Genomic DNA, 16,252 nt, shown 5'->3' with positions numbered 1-16,252 from the left:
GGGATTGCAAATTGTGACCCTGAGAACGCCGCGCAGGTTGCATCGAATGACAATGCGACAGCTCAGACGCGATTACGCAGCCATTGCAGGAAGCCTCTTTTCGGCGCGACCACGGGCGCGTCCTCGGTCAGCGACTGCGCCTTGTGCAGACGAAAATCGAGCAACGCCTGCATCGCATCATGGATGTCATGGCGCGCGTCCAGGCACGGTTTCAGGTAGGACTTCTCGATGCGATACAGGGCGCAGAAAGTCTTCGCGGAAAAATCCGCCGGCAACGCGGTGTCGGAAAGAATCCCGGCCTCGCCGATCACCTCGCCCGGCCCCATGCGCCCGGATTCCAGGGGTGCACCATGGCGCTTGAGCGTCACCGAAACCACGCCGGATTCAATGATGAACAAATGATCGCTGACCTCCCCGCCCGCCAGAATCGTTTCGCCGGCGCGGAAGGTTTGCAGGGTCATGTTCTGGCTGAAGGTGTCTTTTTCTTCCTCGCGTAGGGTCGAGAAGATCGGTGAGCTTTCCAGCAGCGCCCGTGGCCGCGACAACTGCGGCGCGGCGCTGGTCTCGTTGCTCGACAGCAGATTGACCCCGGAGGCCTGCAAATGCCGGTAAGCGAGGTCGAACAACTGATTGCGCACCACGCGCTTCTCGCCCATCGAGGCGACAAATCCACTGATTTCGTATTCCGCGCCGCCGCTGGCAGAACTCTTCAACGATACGCTCGGCGCCGGCGTGTCGAGCAATTGCCGGCAACCCTGCATTGCCCGCTCCAGCGCCTCGATCACTGAGCTGGGCCGGGCATGGGGGCTGACAGGCACGCTGACGGAAACGCCGAACATATTGCTCGGTCGGCTGAAGTTGATGATTTTGGCTTTCGCCGCCAGCGAGTTGGGTATCACGGCCATGCTGCCCTGGCTGGTTTGCAGACGCGTGGCGCGCCAGTCGATGTCGGTGACGCGGCCCTCGGTGCCGTCGATGGAGATCCAGTCATCGAGTTGATAGGGCTTGGTGGTGTTGAGGACGATGCCGGAGAACACGTCGCTCAACGTGCTCTGCAAGGCCAGACCGACGATGATCGCCAACGCGCCGGACGTCGCCAGCACGCCTTTGACCGGCAGATCGAGCACGTACGCCAGCGCCGCAATGATCGCGATGAGGAAAATCACCGCGCCGAGCAAGTCCTGCAACAGCCGGCCGGTGTGGCCGACCCGCTGCATCATCACCGCGCCGATCAGCACCGTCAGGGTCCGCGCACCAAACAGCCACCAGCCGATCTGCAACCCGGTCGCCGCCAGATGCAGCGGCACGTTGTCGGCCCACGGCGCCGGCTCCATCGGGTTGAGGCCTTCGTTGAACAGCACAATGCTGAACAGGGCGAAAATCAGTACCCGCACCAACAGCTTCCATCCGCTGCCGCGAGAGCTGATCAGCCGCCACAGGCCAAGATCGAGCAGGATCAGGATCAACGCGCTAAACAAAGGGTGTTCGGTCAGCAGAGACAGCATCAAACAACTCCGACAAAGGCCAATCGCGAGAAGATCGCACAGATTGGCACAGTGTAGGAGCAATTGATTTCGGCGGATGAACCGCCGCTTGAAAACACTGCGAAACCCTGTAGGAGCTGACGAAGGCTGCGATCTTGAGGCTGTGGGACGCGGAGCGTCCCCGGCTGCATTCCCACGCAGAGTGTGGGAACGATCAGACGCTGAAAAACCTGTGGGAGCGAGCCTGCTCGCGAAGGCGTCCTGTCAGTCACTACCTCTTCGACTGAATCAGAGCATTCGCGAGCAGGCTCGCTCCCACAGGGGAGTTTCAGTTGCCAGTAAAGCTCGGGGTCAGGCGTGCATCCGGCCAAAACGCCCGGACTGGAAGTCGGCGAAGGCCTGATGAATTTCCTGCTCGGTGTTCATCACAAACGGGCCATGGCCGACGATCGGTTCGTCGATCGGCTCGCCGCTGAGCAGCAATACCACCGCGTCTTCGCTGGCCTGGAGAGTGAGTCGATCACCGTCGCGTTCGAACAGCGCCAACTGCCCGCCCCCTACCGATTCCGCACCGTTGACCTGCACCGAACCTTTCAGCACCACCAGTGCGGTATTGCGTCCTTCGTGCAGATCAAGCGTCAGCAACTTGCCGGCATTGAGGCGCAGATCCCAGACGTCGATCGGCGTGAAGGTGCGCGAAGGTCCGGTGTGCCCGTCGAATTCACCGGCGATCAGTCGCAGGCTGCCGGCGTTGTCCTTGAGCGCGATGCTGGGAATGTCGCGGTCGAGAATGGTCTGGTAACCCGGCGCGGCCATTTTGTCCTTGGCCGGCAGGTTGACCCACAGCTGGACCATTTCCAGCTTGCCGCCGGTTCTGGCGAAATTCTCCGAATGAAACTCTTCATGGAGGATGCCGGACGCTGCGGTCATCCACTGCACATCACCCGGGCCGATGGTGCCGCCGCTGCCGGTGGAGTCGCGGTGTTGCACTTCGCCGTCGTAAACGATGGTCACGGTTTCGAAACCACGGTGCGGGTGCTGGCCGACGCCACGCTGTTCGGTGGTCGGGGTGAATTCGGCGGGACCGGCGTGATCGAGCAGCAAAAACGGGCTGATGTGCTTGCCCAGGTTGTCGTAAGAGAAAAGTGTGCGCACCGGGAAACCATCGCCGACCCAATGGCCGCGCGGGCTGGTGTAAATGCCGATGATGTTTTTCATGGGGTCTCCAATGTGTAAATGCATTGGATTAAGCCTAAAGGCATATCGAATATTCGACTAGACGGTGAAAACCGGCTTGAGTGTTCCATGTGCAGAACAATTGGGTCAGCAGCGCGCATTTCGCGAGCAGGCTCGCTCCCACAGGAGACTGCGTTGGCTCAGAGACAGCGCGCGAGGCCGTGCATGGCGTCGCGCAGCTTGCCGATGGCACGCTCGATAAACGCGTTATCACCGTCTCGGCACGCCGTGTCCAGATCTGCACACGCCGCAACAACCCGCGCAGCGCCGACCATTTGCGCGCCGCCCCTGATGCGATGGGCCAGCTCAAGCAGGCCGTTGCGGTCGCCGACGTGGATATGATCCAGAGCCTGGAGATCATCACGCAGGCTGTTGCCGACTTCGTTGCGCAAATGCTCGATCAACGAGTGATCGGTCCCGGCCATCTGCTCCAGGGCACTCAGGTCAATCTCGACCGACTCGGCGCCAGGCGGTTCATCTTCGTGAAGCTCGCAACGGCGGGCGCCGTTCATGGCTTCAGCCAGATCGTGCAAGCGAATCGGTTTGAACAGGCAGCCGTCCATACCGGCATCCAGACAACGCAGGCGCTCTTCGATTTGCGCGTTGGCCGTAAAACCGAGGATCAGACAGGGCCTGCGGCCGCTGGCGGCTTCTTCGTTGCGAATCGCCTGTGCCAGTTCATAGCCATTGCGTCGCGGCATGTTGCAGTCGGTGATCACCACATCGAAGGCCTGGGTTCGCCAGCGGTCCAGCCCCTGTTCTCCGTCGCCCACGTCTACCGTGCGATGCCCCAATTCACTCAGTTGCCAGCACATCAGCAAGCGATTGACCGGGTGATCGTCGACTACCAACACGCTTAATACACAGGTCGCGGCCGCCGCCTCGGGCGTTGCCAGTGTGGTCGTCACCGACGTCAGCAGCGGCAACTGGATATTGATTTTTACTCGCGTGCCTTGCCCGAGATCACTATCGAGACCCAGCGTGCCGCCCATCATTTCGCAGAGGTTACGGCTGATCACCAACCCCAGGCCGGAACCGCTGCGCGCCGCTTGAAGGCTATTGCTCGCTTGAACGAACGGGCTGAACAGGCGCTTTTGATCTTCAGCACTTATACCGATGCCGCTGTCTTCGATCAGCACTTGCACACTCACTTGCTCGTGCGATATCGCAACGATCTGCAGTCGCAGGCTGACGTCACCTGACTGGGTGAATTTGATCGCATTGCTCAACAGGTTGGACAGCACTTGTTTGAAGCGCGTCGGATCGACCAGCACATCCACGTCGGCGCGCGGATCAAGTTCGATGCGCCACAAGAGCCGTTTCTGCCGCGCCAGCCCTTCGAACACCCGACATACCGACGACACCGTCTCCCGCAGGTTGGCCCGCTCGGGCGCGAGGGACAAATGCCCCGATTCGATACGAGCGATATCGAGAATGTCGCCAATCAACGCCAATAATTGCTGGCCGGCATTCGACGCCACCTGAATTGCGAGTCGATCGGTCACGCCCTCCTCTGCGCGCTTGAGGGCCAGTTCGAGCATGCCGATCAGGGCGTTCATCGGCGTGCGGATCTCGTGGCTCATGGTCGCCAGAAAAGTGCTCTTGGCCCGACTGGCTTCGTCCGCCGCGTCCTTGGCCTGTTGCAGTTGCAGCAACCATTGCTGACGCTGGTGGATCTGCCGGCGCTGCCAGCCAATCCACAGCAGTGCCAACAGAAGCAAGGCAGCTGCGCTGGCGAAACCAAGCAGAATCTCCTGACGGTGGCGCAGCCAGTAGCTGTTCTCGACCACTACATCGTGGCTCCAGCGCTCCACCAGTTCATCCATTTGCTGCGGCGCAATGCTCAGTAACGCCTTGTTCAGGATCGAGTGCAGCAATGCCGATTGCGGCGCCGTGGCCAATGCGATGCGCGCCGGCTGATCGCCAACGGTGCCGGTAATTCGCAGGCGATCGCGGTACTGCCGGGCAATCAGAAAACGCGCCACCAGCAACGAGCTCACCGTTACGTCGACCTGTCCTCGGGCAATCAGCGCCATGCCTTCGGCGGGGCTTTTCACTTCGACCAGACGTAGTCCGGGCACGCGTTGCAGCAGGTATTCGCGCAACGGGTGGCCGCGATAGATGGCCAGGCGTTTGCCCGCCAGGTCGTCGAGTGGCAATGGATGTTGGCCGTTCGCCGCACTGACCAGCACGAACGGATTGTTCAGATAGGCGCGGGTGAATTGCAGCTGCGCTTCCCGCTCGGTGCTCGGCGTCACTACCGGCAGGACATCAAGTTCACCCGCCTGGAGCTGCTCGAACTGATCGTTCAACGAGGTGCCACGCACGATCTCGAAATTCAGCCCGCTGCGCTGGGCGATGAGGCTCAACAACTGCGCTGCCAGGCCGTTGAAGCGTCCCTCGGCATCGAAAAACGCCAACGGCGCGAAGTCTTCGACCGCGCCCACTCGCACCACCGGGTGCTGATCAAGCCACTGCTGTTCAGCGGCGCTGAGCTGTACCCGCGACTGCTCGGCCATCTCGGCAAGGCCGACACTCCAGCGCTGTTCGATCAGATGCCGACGCTCCATGGGTACCGCCAGCAAGGCCTTGTCGACGATGCGTTTGAGCACCACATCGCTGCGCAATAACGCAAAGGCGAACGGATTGGCATCAAGCCCCGACGGCCCGGCCAATTGCAGGTCGTTGCGATAGTTGGTGTTGATCAGATAATTGGCGCTGATGAAGTCGCCCAGGTACACGTCGTCGGCACCGAAGGCGACCGCGCCGAGTGCATCCATGGCCGAAGCATAAAGCTGCACGTGGGCGCCGGGGTAGAACGCCTGAACATGGGCCAGTGGCAGGTAATCCTCGACCATGGCGATGCGTTTGGCCGTCAGGTCGGCGGTCAGCTTCTCGTCGTGACGCGTGACCAGCATAGGCTGATCTTCAGCATACGGCCGCGACAGAACAAAGGCCGGATCCGCCGCTTCGAAACTGTTCGAGGTGCCCAAAAGATCAACGTCGGCGCGCTTGAGTGCGGCCATCAGTGCCGGCCGATCGGCGAAACGCCGCACTTCGATCCTGATGCCGAGCAGTTGCGCCAGCAGATCGGCGTAATCGGCGGTCAGCCCTTCCAGCTCATGCTGTTGGCGGGTGATTTCGAAGGGCGGGTAATCCGGGCCGGAGATGCCCATGCGCAAGACTGGATGCTCACGCAGCCACTGGCGCTCCCGATCATCGAGGCGGACCTGGATACCCCCAGGTTCGAGGCGGGCCAGCACCTCCAGTGTCTGCGGCTGATCATTCGCCCAGACCAAGGTGGCAAGCCCCAGCCAAATCCCTAAAACCCGCAGTCCCTGCGTCATGTCGAGGTACTCAGATCAAGTGATTGCGCTTGGCGAACTCACGCAGAAGCACCAGCGAACCCAGGCCAAGTTTCGCCATCATGCGGGTCTTGTAGGTGCTGACGGTCTTGTGACTCAGGTGCATCTCCTGGGCGATGGCTTTGTTTGGTTTGCCCAACGCCAGGTTCACGAAAATGCATAACTCTCGATCGGACAGCTGAGCGATCAGCTCCTGTTCAGTGCGTTGCACCGCGTTGTACAGACCGCTGGTATTGGGCAACGCGGAGAAATAGGTGTGGCCGGACATCAGCGCCTTGATAGCGTCGTGCAGCAGCGTCAGATGATTGCTCTTGGTCACGTAACCCCGCGCGCCCGCGCGCAAACAGCGCTCCTGGTAATGCGTGGGCTCATGCATGCTGAACACCAGGATCCGGCAGCGTGCCGTCGGCGCTTTGATCTGGATTCGCGTCAGCACTTCCAGCCCGTCCATGGACCCCAAGCCGAGATCGAGCACGACCAGGTGTGGATCATGCGCGCAAATCAACGGCACGACTTCATTGCCATTGGACGCTTCATGAATCTGCGTGAAGCCTTGAGCCTGCAGGACAATTCGAATGGCCGCGCGCACGACTGGGTGATCATCGACGATCAGCGCTGACTTCATTGGTACTCCTGCAAAATCGAAGACACCGCAACAGTCTGTCCCGGAGTCGGTGGCCGCGCCGGCACTGTTACATGGATGAGCAAGAGAATCACCTGTCAGGTCTGACAGTTGTGCAGAGTGGTTTTTTATGCATTGGCATGGCGCAACGACGCGTGAGAGTCGGGCGGTGCCTGGCGTTCGTCGCAAGCTTCGACTCTCGCCATCACCTGCCCGATGAGCTGTGAATTGGGCAATGGCGTCGGGCTGATCTGCGCGTTTTCCTGAGCAAACCCCGCAACCGCCAGCAAGGGCGCCGACGGTTCGTTGTAGATCAGAGCGTGGCGAACCTGTGGGTGATCGAGCAGAAAGCCCGACAGATCGAGGGAGCCTGCCGCCAGCTCGGCATTGATCACCAATACATCGAACGGCTCGCAGCCGTAGTCGACCAGCGTCAACAGTTCGCCGAGATTCTGCACCGGGGCGACGCGGTAGTAGCCGAGCGAGTTGAACAGGCGCTCGATTTTCATGCGATGAAAATGCTGCGGGTCGGCGATCAGGATGCGCAACGCTTTGTTGCTCATGGTCATTCTCCCGGTGAGGTTTGGGGAGGGCAAGACTACGCAAGCGTCGGGGATAGCTCTGTAGGACTTTTCCTAAAAATCCGCTCATTCATCCGGCGGCCCCGACGCACCAATATCCCCTGTGGGAGCGAGCCTGCTCGCGAAGGCGGTACACCTGTCAGAAATTTATTGACTGACACGGCGCCTTCGCGAGCAGGCTCACTCCCACAGGGGAGAGCATTCCATGGCTGCTATTGCCAGCCGAATCGACGGATGTAGAAGCCTTTCACCGCTTGGGTCAAAGCCATGTACGCGAGCAGAATCATTGGCAGAAACGCGAAATACAGCGACGGCAATGCCTGCAACTTGAAGTAATGCGCCAGCGGGCCCATGGGCAGGAAGATGCCGACTGCCATGATAATCGCCGTCATCACCATCAGCGGCATGGCTGCACGGCTTTGCAGGAACGGAATCTTCGGCGTACGGATCATGTGCACGATCAGCGTCTGGGTCAGCAACCCGACCACGAACCAGCCGGACTGGAACAGCGTCTGGTGATCCGGGGTATTGGCGTCGAACACGTACCACATCAAGGCGAAGGTGGTGATGTCGAAGATCGAGCTGATCGGGCCAAAGAACAGCATGAAGCGCCCGACGTCAGCCGGCTGCCAGCGCTGCGGCTGTTTCAGCATCTCGTCGTCGACGTTATCGAACGGAATGGCAATCTGCGAAATGTCGTACAGCAGGTTTTGCACCAGCAGGTGCATCGGCAGCATCGGCAGGAACGGGATGAATGCACTGGCCACCAGCACCGAGAACACATTGCCGAAGTTGGAGCTGGCAGTCATCTTGATGTACTTGAGCATGTTGGCGAAGGTACGCCGCCCTTCGAGCACGCCCTCCTCCAGCACCATGAGGCTTTTTTCCAACAGGATGATGTCCGCCGCCTCCTTGGCGATGTCCACCGCGCTGTCCACGGAAATGCCGATGTCGGCGCTGCGCAGCGCCGGCGCGTCGTTGATACCGTCGCCCATGAACCCGACCACATGGCCGTTGCCCTTGAGCACACGGACGATGCGCTCTTTGTGCGACGGCGTGAGTCTGGCGAAGACGTTGGTCGTCTCGACCGTTACGGCCAGTTCGCTGTCGCTCATGCGCTCAATGTCATTGCCCAGCAGCAAACCCTGTTGCGCGAGGCCGACCTCGCGGCAGATCTTTGCTGTGACCAGTTCGTTGTCACCGGTCAACACCTTCACCGCCACGCCATGCTCGGCCAAGGCCTTGAGCGCTGGCGCGGTGCTTTCCTTCGGCGGATCGAGGAACGCCACGTAACCGATCAGCGTCAGTTCCTGCTCATCGGCCAGGCTGTAAATCTCGCGGCCTGCTGGCATTGAGCGAGCCGCGACCGCCACCACGCGCAGACCTTCGGCATTGAAAGCGCCGGTGACCTGGCGAATCCGTGCCAGCAATTCATCGCTCAAAGCCTCATCAACTTCGCCGTGACGCACCCGGCTGCACACCGCCAGCACTTCTTCCACCGCGCCTTTGCAGATCAATTGGTGGGGCTGAGCGCGGCCCTCCACGACCACCGACATGCGCCGGCGATTGAAATCAAACGGGATTTCATCGACCTTGCGAAAGGCACTGCCGACTTTCAATTCGCGATGGATTTCCACGTGTTCCAGCACCGCCACATCCAGCAGGTTTTTCAGGCCGGTCTGGTAGTAGCTGTTGAGGTAGGCCAGTTCCAGCACAGCGTCAGAATCCTCACCCCAGACATCGACATTACGCGCCAGAAAGATCTTGTCCTGAGTCAGGGTGCCGGTCTTGTCGGTACACAGCACGTCCATGGCGCCGAAGTTCTGGATCGCGTCGAGGCGTTTGACGATGACTTTTTTGCGCGACAGGAACACGGCCCCTTTGGCCAGGGTCGAGGTGACGATCATCGGCAGCATTTCCGGAGTCAGGCCGACGGCAATCGACAGCGCGAAGAGCAGCGCTTCGCTCCAGTCGCCCTTGGTGAAACCGTTGATGAACAGCACCAGCGGGGCCATGACGAACATGAAGCGGATCAGCAGCCAGCTGACCTTGTTGACCCCCTGCTGAAACGAGGTCACCGCCCGGTCCGTCGCGCCGACCCGTTGCGCCAACGCACCGAAATAGGTGCTGTTGCCGGTGGTGAGAATCAGCGCAATCGCGCTGCCGGAGACAACGTTGGTGCCCATGAACAGAATGTTGTCCAGCTCCAGCGGGTTACGCGTGTCGCGATCGGTCTGCCGGGTGAATTTCTCCACCGGCATCGATTCACCGGTCATCGCTGCCTGGCTGACGAACAGGTCCTTGGCGCTGAGCACGCGGCAATCGGCGGGAATCATGTCGCCGGCCGAGAGCACGATCAGATCGCCGGGTACCAGTTGCTTGATCGGCAGCTCCCGGCGTGGGCCATCGCGGCGCAGCACCGTGGCGGTGTTGCTGACCATGGCTTTGAGCGCATCGGCGGCCTGATTGGATTTGCTCTCCTGCCAGAAGCGCAGCAGTGTCGACAGCACCACCATGGAGAAAATCACCACGGCCGCCTTGAGGTCTTCGGTCAGCCAGGAGATCACCGCGAGCAAGGTCAGCAGCAGGTTGAATGGATTTTTGTAGCAGTGCCACAGATGGGTCCACCACGGCAGCGGCTGCTCGTGTTCGACTTCGTTGAGGCCGTGTTGCGCACGCAGTGCATCGGCTTCGACCTCGGTGAGCCCCTCGCCGTGCGTGCCCAACGACGACAGCAACGCGGCGCTGTCGGCATGGGCGGCAGCAACCAGCGTACTGGCCAGCGTCGGCGGCACTTCACGGCTGACCCTGGTGTCGTTGATCGAATCCAGCAACGCGAGGCGACGGAAGTGCCGGGCGATGTGACGGCTGCGCAGAAAGCCTGCGAAAAATTCCTTGAGTGTAAGTTTCATGGCTGTGTCCCCTGTGGTCAGCCGGGAAACCGTCGAGCAGGTACCGCCGCGCCCTGGCACCGGGACAACCGGCACGGCAAGGCGTAGCGCGCCCGTCGGGAATGACAGGCGTGTCGATAGGCTGCGATGACGACTGAGGTCGTCAGCACGCTTGGTTCAGCGTCGATGAGAAGGACGTCGAGACACGATCCGGAACGGGTCGTGCACGGGATGCCGCTGCTCGCTGTTACGGCGAGACAACGGCAGGGAAAGGCTGCGCGTTATCTTGCCGAGAATCTGCCGGTGATCGAGACCGGCCGACAACTGTCACTCGAACAAGTACCCACTGTGGGTCTCCGCAATTGATGAAAACGCGCGCAGCTTACGCCCGCAGCGAAACGGCTGGAAGAGGTGTTTGCCGGGAATGTGGGGGGGTGTTCAGGAAGGGTTCAGAATTTCCCCGCGATCGTTCCTACGCTCAGCGTAGGAACGCCTCATCGGACGCTCCGCGTTCGGCTTCTGAAAGGGACGCGGAGCGTCCCGGGCTGCATTCCCACGCAGAGCGTGGGAACGATCATATGTGGGGCCATCCATGGCCCCTTCGCGAGCAGGCTCGCTCCCACATTTTGCCCTGCGTTCACAGATCCATTGTGGGAGCGAGCCTGCTCGCGAAAGCGGTGTGACAGGCGCCGCATACTTCAGCTGGCAGTCGCCAACAACAGCTCCGCCACCGAGCGACTGTGCCCGCGCTGCTTGCCATGCTCGTACAACGAGCCAGCGATTTCATCGGCGCGAATCGGCAGCACCGACAGCAGCGTATCGCTCAGGCCATGGCTGGCCTGGCAGAAGCCCTGCATATATATGCCGGCCTTGCAGCGCTCGTCGGTGATCAGTTTGTAGTTGCGATCGACTTCGAATTCGCCGAGATATTCCTCCAGCGGCGCGAGCAACTTGCGGTGCATCTGGCGCTCGTAACCGGTGGCCAGCACCACGGCGTCGTAAATCCGCACTGTGACTTCGCCAGTGGCATTGTTGCGCACCGCCAGTTCGATGCCATTTGCCGTCGCATTGGCGCTTTCGACGGTGGTCAGGGTGCGGAAGGCATGGCGGGCAATCCCGGAAACCTTCTGTCGATAGAAGATGCCGTAGATGCGTTCGATCAGGTCGATGTCGACCACCGAATAGTTGGTGTTGTGGTACTCGTTGACCAGACGCTCGCGCTCGACGCTGTTCTGCTGGAACACCAGATCAGTGAATTCCGGCGAGAACACTTCGTTGACGAACGGGCTGTCGTCCGCAGGCTTCAAGGCCGAGCCGCGCAGGATCATGTCGACCTGCACCGACGGGAATGAATCGTTCAGATCGATAAAGGCTTCCGCCGCGCTCTGTCCGCCTCCGATGATGGCGATGCTCATCGGTTGATTGTTCACGCAAGGCTGTCTGGCCATTTGCGACAGATACTGCGAATGGTGGAACACGCGATGATCGCCCTTCAACGCCTTGAACGCCTCTGGAATGCGCGGCGTGCCGCCAGCGCTGACCACCACCGAACGCGTGGTACGCACGAATTGCTGGCCGTCGCTGCCCCGGGAAATCACCCGCAACGCTTCAACCTGCTGGTTGTGCAACACCGGTTCGATAAACTGCACTTCTTCACCATAACGGCTCTGCTCGGTGAACTGCCCGGCCACCCAGCGCAGGTAGTCGTTGTACTCCATGCGGCATGGATAAAAAGTGCCGAGGTTGATGAAGTCGACCAGACGCCCGTGGTGCTTGAGGTAATTGACGAAAGAATACGGGCTGGTCGGATTGCGCAGGGTCACCAGGTCCTTGAGGAAGGAAATCTGCAACTCGCTCTGCGTCGACAATGTATTGCCGTGCCAGCTGTAGGTGGCCTGCTTGTCGAGGAACAGCACATCCAGTTCGCCCTGGATCCGGCCGCGCTCTTGCAGGGCGATGGCCAGTGCCAGGTTCGAAGGGCCGAAACCGACGCCGATCAGGTCGTGAACGATGGGCGATGCAATTGCCTGTGTCATTTCCAGTGTCCTCTGGATGAACCCCTCAACGCGGGGAAATAAAGCCTGGGTGGCCTGACCGGCCTGAATCAGGTCAGCAGGTCGTCTGTTGAGTAGGAACGAGGACGATGAAAGGAAATTTAACCGGCGCGGATCACTGGCCATCCCATTGCTGGATGCGCAGGCGGCAATGTTTCATGGCGTTGACGATGTGTTTTTCCACCAGCGCCCGGGAGATGCCGAGGGTCTGGGCGATTTCCGGATGGGACATTCCTTCGATCTTGCGCAGCAGAAAACTGTCGCGGCACAGCGGCGGCAGCTCGGCCAGTGCGCGCTGGAGCATTTCCAGACGCTGGCCGTGATCGAGGGTGCCGTGGGGGGACGGGGTGAAATAGCGCTCTTCGTTGTCGAGCACGTCCAGCGATTCGACCTGACGCAGCGCGTTACGGCGGTGATCGTCGATGACCAGGTTCAACGCGGTGCGATAAAGGAAGGCCCGGGGTTGTTCGATCGGCACCTCGCTGGAGCGCTCCAGCACGCGTACATAGGCGTCATGCACCACATCCTCGGCGACCTGACGGTTGCCCAGTCTGGCGTTGAGGAAACACACCAGCTCACGATAGTAGTTTTCCAACATGACTCCCGACCGCATCGATGCCGTTTCTGTCCTTGAGCGCACTGATCAGACCTGCGGATCACGCAGTAGCAAGATAGTGGCAACTTGAGGTGCGTAATTTATAGTAATTCTCATATAGATTTAAAGAGTTGATTCCATATCCCGGACAAATAGTCGTCGCCCGGCGTGCGGTAACTCGATGTGTCTGCGGCTAAATTCCGTCGCCCATGCCTCGTTTACAGGACAGCCCCTGTGTCTGTCGTGCCTTGCGACGGGCCGCAACCACTGGCCGGAACCCTGCATGAATCGTCCCCGCCCCGCCCGTCGCGCGCTGTTTGCCGCCCTCTGTCTGATTCCCGTGATCGCCGTTGCTGCCTGGCAGGTTTTGCCACCCGGTCGCGACGCCGTTGCCACTGTGCAGGTCAGCCGGGGCGATATCGAAAACAGCGTGACGGCGCTCGGCACCTTGCAGCCGCGCCGCTACGTGGATGTCGGCGCACAGGCTTCGGGGCAGATTCAGAAGATTCACGTCGAGGCTGGCGATACGGTCAAGGAAGGCCAGTTGCTGGTGGAAATCGACCCGTCGACACAGAAAGCCAAGCTCGATGCCGGGCGCTTTTCCATCGAAAACCTCAAGGCGCAGCTGCAGGAGCAACGCGCCCAGCACGATCTGGCGCAGCAGAAATACCAGCGCCAGCAGAAACTCGCCGCCGGTGGCGCCACCCGCGAGGAAGACGTGCAGACCGCGCGCGCCGAGGTTCGCGCAACCCAGGCGCGCATCGACATGTTCCAGGCGCAGATCCGCCAAGCCCAGGCCAGCCTGCGCAGCGACGAAGCGGAGCTCGGTTACACGCGCATCTACGCGCCGATGAGCGGCACCGTGGTCGCCGTCGGTGCGCGCGAAGGCCAGACCCTCAACGCGCAGCAACAGACCCCGCTGATCCTGCGCATCGCCCGACTGTCGCCGATGACGGTATGGGCCGAAGTTTCGGAGGCCGACATTGGCCACGTCAAACCGGGCATGACCGCTTACTTCATCACCCTCAGCGGTGGCACTCGGCGCTGGAGCAGCACGGTGCGGCAGATCCTGCCGGTGCCACCACGTCCGCTTGAACAGAATCAGGGCGGCAGCCCTACCAGTGGTCGCAGCGGCAGCGAACGCGTGGTTCTTTATACCGTGCTGCTCGACGTCGACAACGCCGATCACAGCCTGATGACCGACATGACCGCCCAGGTGTTCTTCGTCGCCGAACAGGCGCAAGACACCCTGACCGTGCCGACTGCTGCCCTGCAACCGGGCTCGCGTCCGCAGTGGCAGCGGGCGCAGATCGTCGCTGCCAACGGTGATATTCAAACGCGGGAAGTGCGCACCGGCATCAACGATCGCCTGCGCACCCAGGTGCTGGAAGGTCTGGCCGAGGGCGAGCATGTTCTCAGCGCGCCGGCCGCTGGTCATGGAGGCTGAATGCACACGCCTCTGATCGACCTGCGGCAGATCCGCAAAGCCTACGGCGGTGATGACAGCCCGCGGGTGGAAGTGCTGCGCGGGATCGATCTGTCGATCCACGCCGGCGAATTCGTTGCGATTGTCGGCGCCTCCGGTTCAGGCAAATCGACGCTGATGAACATCCTCGGCTGCCTCGACCGCCCCACCAGCGGCGAGTATCTGTTCGCCGGGGAAAATGTCGCGCAGCTGGACAGCGATGAACTGGCCTGGCTGCGCCGCGAAGCGTTCGGGTTTGTCTTTCAGGGCTATCACCTGATCCCGTCCGGCTCGGCGCAGGAAAACGTCGAGATGCCAGCGATCTATGCCGGCACCCCGGCCGCCGAGCGCCATGCCCGAGCTCACGCGCTGCTGCAACGTCTCGGTCTCGGCACTCGCACCGGCAACCGTCCGCATCAGCTTTCCGGCGGTCAGCAACAGCGGGTGTCGATTGCCCGTGCGCTGATGAACGGCGGCCACATCATCCTCGCCGACGAGCCGACCGGCGCCCTCGACAGCCACAGCGGCGCTGAAGTGATGACCCTGCTCGACGAACTCGCCGATCAGGGCCATGTGGTGATCCTTATCACCCACGACCGCGAAGTGGCGCAACGGGCCAAACGCATCATCGAAATCCGCGACGGCCTGATCATCAGCGACAGCGCCGAGCACGCGTGCGCGCCGCCTGCGGCCAATCCGGGCGCGTTGCAAGCGGTCGACCTGCGCCAGCGCCTGAGCAGCGGCAGCAACCAGACCGGCGCCTGGAAAGGTGAACTGGTGGACGCTGTACAAGCGGCCTGGCGAGTGATGTGGATCAACCGCTTTCGCACCGCGCTGACCCTGCTGGGCATCGTCATTGGTGTGGCCTCGGTGGTGGTCATGCTCGCCGTCGGCGAAGGCAGCAAGCGTCAGGTCATGGCGCAAATGGGCGCGTTCGGCTCCAACATCATTTACCTCAGCGGCTCGGCGCCGAACCCGCGTACGCCGGAGGGCATCATCACCCTCGACGACGTCGCCGAACTGTCCGCCCTGCCCCAGGTGGAACGGATCATGCCGGTCAACGGCTCGACCGCCGGGGTGCGCTTTGGCAACGCCGACCACAGCAGCTACGTCGGCGGCAATGACACCAACTTTCCGCAGATTTTCAACTGGCCGGTGATTCAGGGCAGCTACTTCACCCAAGCCGACGAGGACAGCGCCGCCGCCGTCGCGGTGATCGGCACCAAGGTCCGCGACAAGTTGCTCAAGGATGTCGCCGACCCCATCGGCCAATACATCCTCATCGAAAACGTGCCGTTCCAGATCCTCGGCGTGCTTGCGGAAAAAGGCGCCAGCTCCGGCGACTCCGATAGCGACAACCGCATCGCCGTGCCCTATTCGGCGGCGAGCACGCGCCTGTTCGGCAGCCGCAATCCGCAATACGTGGTGATCGCGGCCAAGGATGCGCGCAAGGTCAAGGACGCCGAACAGGCCATCGAACAGGCGATGTTGCGTCGGCACCACGGCAAGAAGGATTTCGAGCTGACCAACAATGCCGCGATGATCCAGGCCGAAGCGCGCACGCAAGGCACGCTGTCACTGATGCTGGGGGCGATTGCGGCGATTTCCCTGCTGGTCGGCGGTATCGGCGTGATGAACATCATGCTCATGACCGTGCGCGAACGTACCCGCGAGATCGGTATTCGCATGGCCACCGGCGCCCGTCAGCGCGACATCCTCCGTCAGTTTCTCACTGAAGCCTTGATGCTCTCGGTGGTCGGCGGAATTGCCGGAATCGGCCTGGCGCTGCTGGTCGGCGGCGTGTTGTTGCTCAGTGGCGTGGCGATCGCCTTTCAAGCGCTGGCGGTGATCGGTGCGTTTGCCTGTGCGCTGGTCACCGGCGTCATCTTCGGCTTTATGCCGGCCCGCAAAGCTGCCCGGCTCGACCCGGTCACGGCCCTTACCAGTGAATGATCGACC

10 protein-coding genes are annotated in these 16,252 nt (G+C 61.3%); 2 read left to right on the top strand and 8 right to left on the bottom strand.

The window, feature by feature from the left end:
- Positions 1–62: 62 nt before the first annotated feature.
- The 8 genes from NF676_RS10020 to NF676_RS09985 form a co-directional block, all read right to left on the bottom strand.
- Positions 63–1,505 (bottom strand): mechanosensitive ion channel family protein, encoded by a 1,443-nt coding sequence (locus NF676_RS10020; RefSeq protein WP_252887643.1) that lies wholly within the window; start codon positions 1,503–1,505, stop codon positions 63–65.
- Positions 1,506–1,835: 330 nt separating this feature from the next.
- Entirely contained in the window at positions 1,836–2,702 is an 867-nt protein-coding gene (locus tag NF676_RS10015; protein WP_252887642.1) for a pirin family protein, read from the bottom strand.
- Between the two features lie 158 nt (positions 2,703–2,860).
- Positions 2,861–6,067 carry a transporter substrate-binding domain-containing protein gene (locus tag NF676_RS10010; RefSeq protein ID WP_252887641.1) on the bottom strand — a complete coding sequence of 1,069 codons (3,207 nt, stop codon included), beginning with the start codon at positions 6,065–6,067 and terminating at the stop codon, positions 2,861–2,863.
- 10 nt (positions 6,068–6,077) lie between these two features.
- Positions 6,078–6,710: a response regulator transcription factor gene (locus NF676_RS10005; protein ID WP_056784337.1), complete on the bottom strand. Its 633-nt coding sequence runs from the start codon at positions 6,708–6,710 to the stop codon at positions 6,078–6,080.
- 125 nt (positions 6,711–6,835) lie between these two features.
- Complete coding sequence (locus NF676_RS10000; protein WP_041478514.1) at positions 6,836–7,270, bottom strand: ANTAR domain-containing protein; 435 nt, start codon at positions 7,268–7,270, stop codon at positions 6,836–6,838.
- 230 nt (positions 7,271–7,500) lie between these two features.
- Positions 7,501–10,200 (bottom strand): magnesium-translocating P-type ATPase, encoded by a 2,700-nt coding sequence (gene mgtA / locus NF676_RS09995; protein WP_252887640.1) that lies wholly within the window; start codon positions 10,198–10,200, stop codon positions 7,501–7,503.
- Positions 10,201–10,877: 677 nt separating this feature from the next.
- Positions 10,878–12,215, bottom strand: a complete 1,338-nt coding sequence (locus NF676_RS09990; protein WP_076567052.1) for a lysine N(6)-hydroxylase/L-ornithine N(5)-oxygenase family protein — start codon at positions 12,213–12,215, stop codon at positions 10,878–10,880.
- A 133-nt stretch (positions 12,216–12,348) separates the two neighbouring features.
- On the bottom strand, positions 12,349–12,831 hold the full coding sequence (locus tag NF676_RS09985) for a sigma-70 family RNA polymerase sigma factor (protein ID WP_016773904.1): 483 nt from the start codon (positions 12,829–12,831) through the stop codon (positions 12,349–12,351).
- Positions 12,832–13,111: 280 nt separating this feature from the next.
- On the opposite strand from NF676_RS09985, the gene NF676_RS09980 reads away from it, so the two are divergent.
- Together NF676_RS09980 and NF676_RS09975 are read left to right on the top strand one after the other, a co-directional pair.
- Positions 13,112–14,275, top strand: a complete 1,164-nt coding sequence (locus NF676_RS09980; protein WP_252887639.1) for an efflux RND transporter periplasmic adaptor subunit — start codon at positions 13,112–13,114, stop codon at positions 14,273–14,275.
- On the top strand, positions 14,276–16,246 hold the full coding sequence (locus tag NF676_RS09975) for a MacB family efflux pump subunit (RefSeq protein ID WP_252887638.1): 1,971 nt from the start codon (positions 14,276–14,278) through the stop codon (positions 16,244–16,246).
- The last annotated feature ends 6 nt before the right edge of the window (positions 16,247–16,252 follow it).

It is taken from the genome of Pseudomonas siliginis, assembly GCF_024072275.1.
Taxonomy (GTDB): Bacteria; Pseudomonadota; Gammaproteobacteria; order Pseudomonadales; family Pseudomonadaceae; genus Aquipseudomonas; species Aquipseudomonas siliginis.
Note: the sequence above shows the minus strand (reverse complement) of the source record. Positions and strands in the feature narration are given on the sequence as shown.